The following is a 4,761-nucleotide window of genomic DNA, read 5'->3' on the forward strand; positions in this document are numbered from 1 at the left end:
GGGTGGCCTCGGCAGCCGCCGTGGCCGTCTCAGCTGCAGTGGCTGACGCCGTCGCGCCGACGGTCGGAGCGGTCACGGGAGCGCATTCGGTTGAGGCGACGTTGCCGTCCCAGATGATGGTGGCGGCGGCGGCGTCACCAGGAGCGACTAGTAGACGTCGGCTGGTGGGGGTGAAGGGGCATACTGTCGACTCCCAGACCGTCCGGCCACCGGAGGTGACGAGCGCACCGATGTGCTCACCGCCCAGATCCAGCAGGCAGGCTTCCGAGCCGGTGTTGTTGACCGTCACGTTCAGCGTCACCCCGGCGCCGGTCGGCACCGAGTCCGGCGAGGTGAAGGAGACGTCCAGGTCCTCCGCCTTGCAGTCCACGGGATTGGCGTAAGTGGTGGCCACGTGCGCGGCGGCGGCATCGTCCTGGGCACGGATCGTGTCTCGCGCCCAGACCGCGGCTGAAAGAATGCCGGTGGAGATCCCGGCGAGCAGGACGACGCCGAGCACCAACACCACGAGTCGGCGCAGCCAGTACCGGGGCCGACGGGGCGGCTCCGGGCGGCGCACCGCCGCGGGCCGCTGAGCTTGCGGACGCCGGTTAGCAGTGCTGGCGCGTGCCGCCGAGCGGGCGGTCTGGCCGCGGCCCGTTCGCGCCGTGCGGGCGGGCCGCCTGCCGGGGCGACCATCCTGGGTGGTCACGGTGCGCCCTGCGCGAGCCTGACCGCGCGGCGCCTGGCGTGAGGAGGCGGTCCGGGCAGAGCCGGAGCGGGCGGCGCGAGCGCCGGACGATTTCTCCCCGCCGGTCTTTGGCGCCGTCCGCCGAGTGGCGCCGGCGCGCGCAGACGACGCCCGACCACCTGTGGTGCGGTCATGTCCGCCGCCCCGGGAGCCGTCGCCCGCCTTCCGTCCCTGCGCCATGAGGCCGACTGTACCGGGGCGATACCGCTGCTCCGGTCAGCGCCCCACCCGGATTCCCCTACTGGGAGGCGGGTCACCGACCGAGCAACCGGAAACCACCATCATCAGCAGTTGCCGTCCCTCACGCCGTCGGCGGTGACCAAGCCAACTGAATCGACTGAATGGAGTCACGGGTGATCAGGCTGGCGCGCCCCGCGGGCCCGGGTTTGGGGCGCTGACGGCTAAGCAGCGGACCCTCATCGGGGTTGCCCGGCAGCAGGATGCCGGGGGTGGACAGGTCGTTGAGCGTCTGCATGATCGGCTCGAACAGGGCACGACTGGCCCCGCCTGTGCGGCGGGTGAGGATCAGGTGCAGTCCGACGTCGAGGCCCTGCGGGAGCATCGCCTGCAGCGGCAGCAGCGGGTTCATCTGGCCGGTGGTCAGCAGGTCGTAGTCGTCCACGATGATGTACACCTCCGGACCGTTCCACCAGCTGTGGGTACGCAACTGTTCCGGTGTGACTTCCGGTCCGGGCAGGCGCTGCTTGAGGAACTCCACCAGGCGCGTCATCTCGTCGGCCGCCTGATCGCGCAGGGTCACGTAGGTGAGCATGAACTCCTCGGGGATGTCCCCGAGCAGGGACCGCCGCGGGTCGATCGGGACGATCCGCAAGTCCTCAGGGGTGCGGTCACGCGTCAGCTCGGCCATGAGCGCGCGCAGGAACGACGATTTGCCCTTCTTGGCGTCACCCAGGACGATCAGGTGCGGCTCTTGACGCATGTTTAGGGTGACGGGTTCCAGGCGGGCCTCGTTAATGCCGATGACGGGGCCATCCGCCGCCGGCACCTGGGCCTGTAGCTCGGCCAGGTCGATGCGGGTGGGTAGCAGCCGCAGCTTCGGCCCGGGCGCACCCTGGTAGGAGTCCGCGATGATGCGGCAGGCGTTACCGACCCCTTCGGATAGGGTGGCGGGATCGTGCTCGCCGTCCAGGCGCGGGAGGGCGAGCAGCATGTGCCGCCCGGCGGGATCCAGCCCGCGGCCCGGGCGGCCGGCTGGCACCGACTTGGCGGCGGCGCGGTTGAGATCGGACTCTGCCGGGTCGCCCAGGCGCAACTCGATGCGGGTACCCAGGGCGTCCTTGATCGCGGCGCGCATCTCCCCCCACCTGCCCGCAGAAATCACCAGGTGCACACCTAATGTGAGCGCACGCGCCATAATCGCCTGGACGCGCTCGGCGATGGCGTCGAAATCCGTCTTGAGCACGGACCAACCGTCAATCACGAGGAACACGTCGCCATAACCGTAGTCCGCCTGCCCAGCCGCGCGCCGACGCCGGTAGGTCTGGATGGAGTCGATCCGGTTGGCCTTGAAGTAGCTCTCCCGATCAGCCAGCAGCGCCTCGATCTCCGCGATGATGCGGGCGATGATGCCGGGGTCGTCCCGCGTGCCGACGCCGGCCAGGTGAGGCAGGTCCATCATGGTAGAGAAGGTCCCGCCGCCCAGGTCGACCACATAGAACTGCACCTCGGTGGGCGTGTGGGTAAGTGCCAGCCCCATCACCAGGGAGCGCAGTGCCGTGGACTTCCCGGACAGCGGTCCGCCGACGACACCGACGTGACCGCCCGCCGCGGACAGGTCCACGCTGTACTGGTCGCGCCGCTGCTCCATCGGCACGTCGGTGATGCCCAGCGGCACCACCAGGTCTCCGCGAGCGCGCCACGAGGGAGAGATGAGCCCGAGCTGGGGGTTGACTGTGAGGTCGTCGATCAGCGAGTCGAAGGTCTCGGGGACGTCCAGCGGCGGCAGCCAGATCCGGTGCGCCGGGTTGCCGTGACCGGTCATGCGCGCCACCGCGATGTCCATGGTGGACATGTCCGCGTAGGCGGCGTCGCGGGCGGAGGCCTCCGGCGCCTCCTCCTCCGGTTCCGGAGGCGGTGCGTCGAACTCCGCCTCCGGCTGCGGTGGCAGCGGAATCTCCGCAGCGGTGAAGGGCAGCACCAGCGGGGCGGCGACCGCGCCGGGGCCGGCGTCTTGGACGCCGGGAGCGCGGGCCGGTCCTGGGCGCGCCCGGCGTTAGTGCGCTCCGGCGGTAACCCGGCCACGTAGGAGGCGCGGAAGCGGGTCATGGTGCGGGTATCACTCTTGAGATAGCCGACGCCGGGATAGGGGGGGGCAGATCATAGGCATCGGTCACGCCCAGGACGGTGCGCGACTCCGAGGCGGAGAAGGTGCGCAGGCCGATCCGGTAGGACAGGTGCGACTCCAGGCCGTGCAGCCTCCCCTCCTCCAGACGCTGCGAGGACAGCAGCAGGTGGATCTGCATGGAGCGGCCCAGGCGGCCAATAGCGACGAAAATCTCGATGAAGTCCGGCTTTGCGGCGAGCAGCTCAGAGAACTCATCCAGGATGACGAACAGCGCCGGCAGCGGCTCGCCATTGTGCTTGCCCGCGCGGCGGGCCGCCTCGTAGTCGGAGACGTTGGCGTAGTTGCCCATGTTCAGCAGGATCTCCTGCCGGCGGTTCATCTCCCCGCGCAGCGCCTCCTCCATGCGATCCACCAGTCCCAGTTCGTTCTCCAGGTTGGAGATCATGGCGGACACGTGCGGCAGCTCGGACATGCCCGCGAAGGTGGCGCCGCCCTTGAAGTCAACCAGCACAAAGTTGAGTTGATCGGGCGAATGCGTCAGCGCCAGTACCAGGGTGCGCAGCACCTCCGACTTCCCCGATCCGGTCGCCCCGACCAGCAGCCCGTGAGGCCCCATGCCCCCTTGCGCCGACTCCTTGATGTCAAGGACCACGGGTGTGCCCTCGGGGGTGACCCCGAAGGGAACCCGCAGGCGGTCATCACCCAGCCGCGGCGTCCAGCAGCGCTCCGGCTCGACGTCGCGCACGTCTCCCAGCCCCAGCAGGTCCAGCAGATCCGCGGAGCGCTTGGGATCGGAGATGCCCACGGGGACGGCCACCGAGTCCTCCCCGACTTCGGTGAACCGGGCGGCAAGACGGCGGGTGACGGCCTCGACGGCGGCGATATCCAGCGTATCGGCGACCAGCGGCGGCGATCATGCGCGCGGTCCAGAAGGCTTCCGGGCGTGCGGGTGAGAAGACGTCGCGGATGGCCGCGCAGGTGTGGGGTGAGGACTCGGCGGTGGCCCAGCAGGTCAGGCAGGCCTATACCGGTGCCGGGGACGGCGCGGCGCCGCCGGCGGCTGGGCGGGGTCCGAGCCGGCCTGGGCGTGCGGGACTGATTGACCCGACAGGTTCGCTGGGCCCCCTTGGACAGCCCGGTGGCGGGCCTGCCGAGTTCGATGGCCGTGGCTCGAGGGGTGGTTGGTGATGGCTGACCTGGAGGTCTACCCGGAGGTGTGGCGCACCCACGCCGGGCACGTGGCTTCGGTGGGTGATGGGTTGGACACCATCGACCGGGCGTCGGATGCGGCTTTGAGCGGGCTGCCCTTCGGGATACTGTGCACGCCACTGTTCGCCCCCGCCTATGCGGTCGCCAAGCTGGCCTTCGACTCGGGCACCTCCACGCTCAGTGATCGTCTTGAGGAGGACGCCCAGAGTTTGCGGCGGGTGGCGACCGATTTTGAGCAGACCGACTCCCAGGCGGCCGCCGACGCCAACCGCACCTACCCGGCGCCCTGACGGGCACCGCCCGATGACATACCTACTGACATGCGGCTGCTGACATGCCGCCTTTGATCTGGTTCGACTATCGCCCCGGAGGCTCCCTATGACTATCGACAACCCGCTGGTGGCGGTGCCGCAGGGATCGTCGTCGTCATTTTGGGCGGGTACCGGTATCGGGGAGGACATCTCGGGCGTGTTCAATGGTCTGTGTAAGCCCTGATTGAGAGGACCTACTGTCATGA

At 69.5% G+C, this 4,761-nt stretch carries 4 protein-coding genes; 1 reads left to right on the forward strand and 3 read right to left on the reverse strand.

Annotated features, from left to right (window positions below; all coding sequences use genetic code 11):
• The 3 genes from Q4A20_RS14745 to Q4A20_RS14755 form a co-directional block, all read right to left on the reverse strand.
• Positions 1–910 (reverse strand): hypothetical protein (locus tag Q4A20_RS14745; RefSeq protein WP_303124129.1); only part of this gene is annotated, 910 nt, incomplete at its 3' end.
• A 121-nt stretch (positions 911–1,031) separates the two neighbouring features.
• The gene (gene eccCb, locus Q4A20_RS14750; RefSeq protein WP_303124130.1) at positions 1,032–2,888 is read right to left on the reverse strand and encodes a type VII secretion protein EccCb; all 1,857 of its coding nucleotides are present in this window, start codon (positions 2,886–2,888) and stop codon (positions 1,032–1,034) included.
• Positions 2,889–3,012: 124 nt separating this feature from the next.
• The gene (locus tag Q4A20_RS14755) at positions 3,013–3,852 is read right to left on the reverse strand and encodes an FtsK/SpoIIIE domain-containing protein (protein WP_303124131.1); all 840 of its coding nucleotides are present in this window, start codon (positions 3,850–3,852) and stop codon (positions 3,013–3,015) included.
• Between the two features lie 370 nt (positions 3,853–4,222).
• On the opposite strand from Q4A20_RS14755, the gene Q4A20_RS14760 reads away from it, so the two are divergent.
• On the forward strand, positions 4,223–4,534 hold the full coding sequence (locus tag Q4A20_RS14760; protein WP_303124132.1) for a type VII secretion target: 312 nt from the start codon (positions 4,223–4,225) through the stop codon (positions 4,532–4,534).
• Positions 4,535–4,761 lie beyond the last annotated feature (227 nt).

This window comes from Actinomyces sp., assembly GCF_030530635.1.
Lineage (GTDB): Bacteria > Actinomycetota > Actinomycetes > Actinomycetales > Actinomycetaceae > Actinomyces.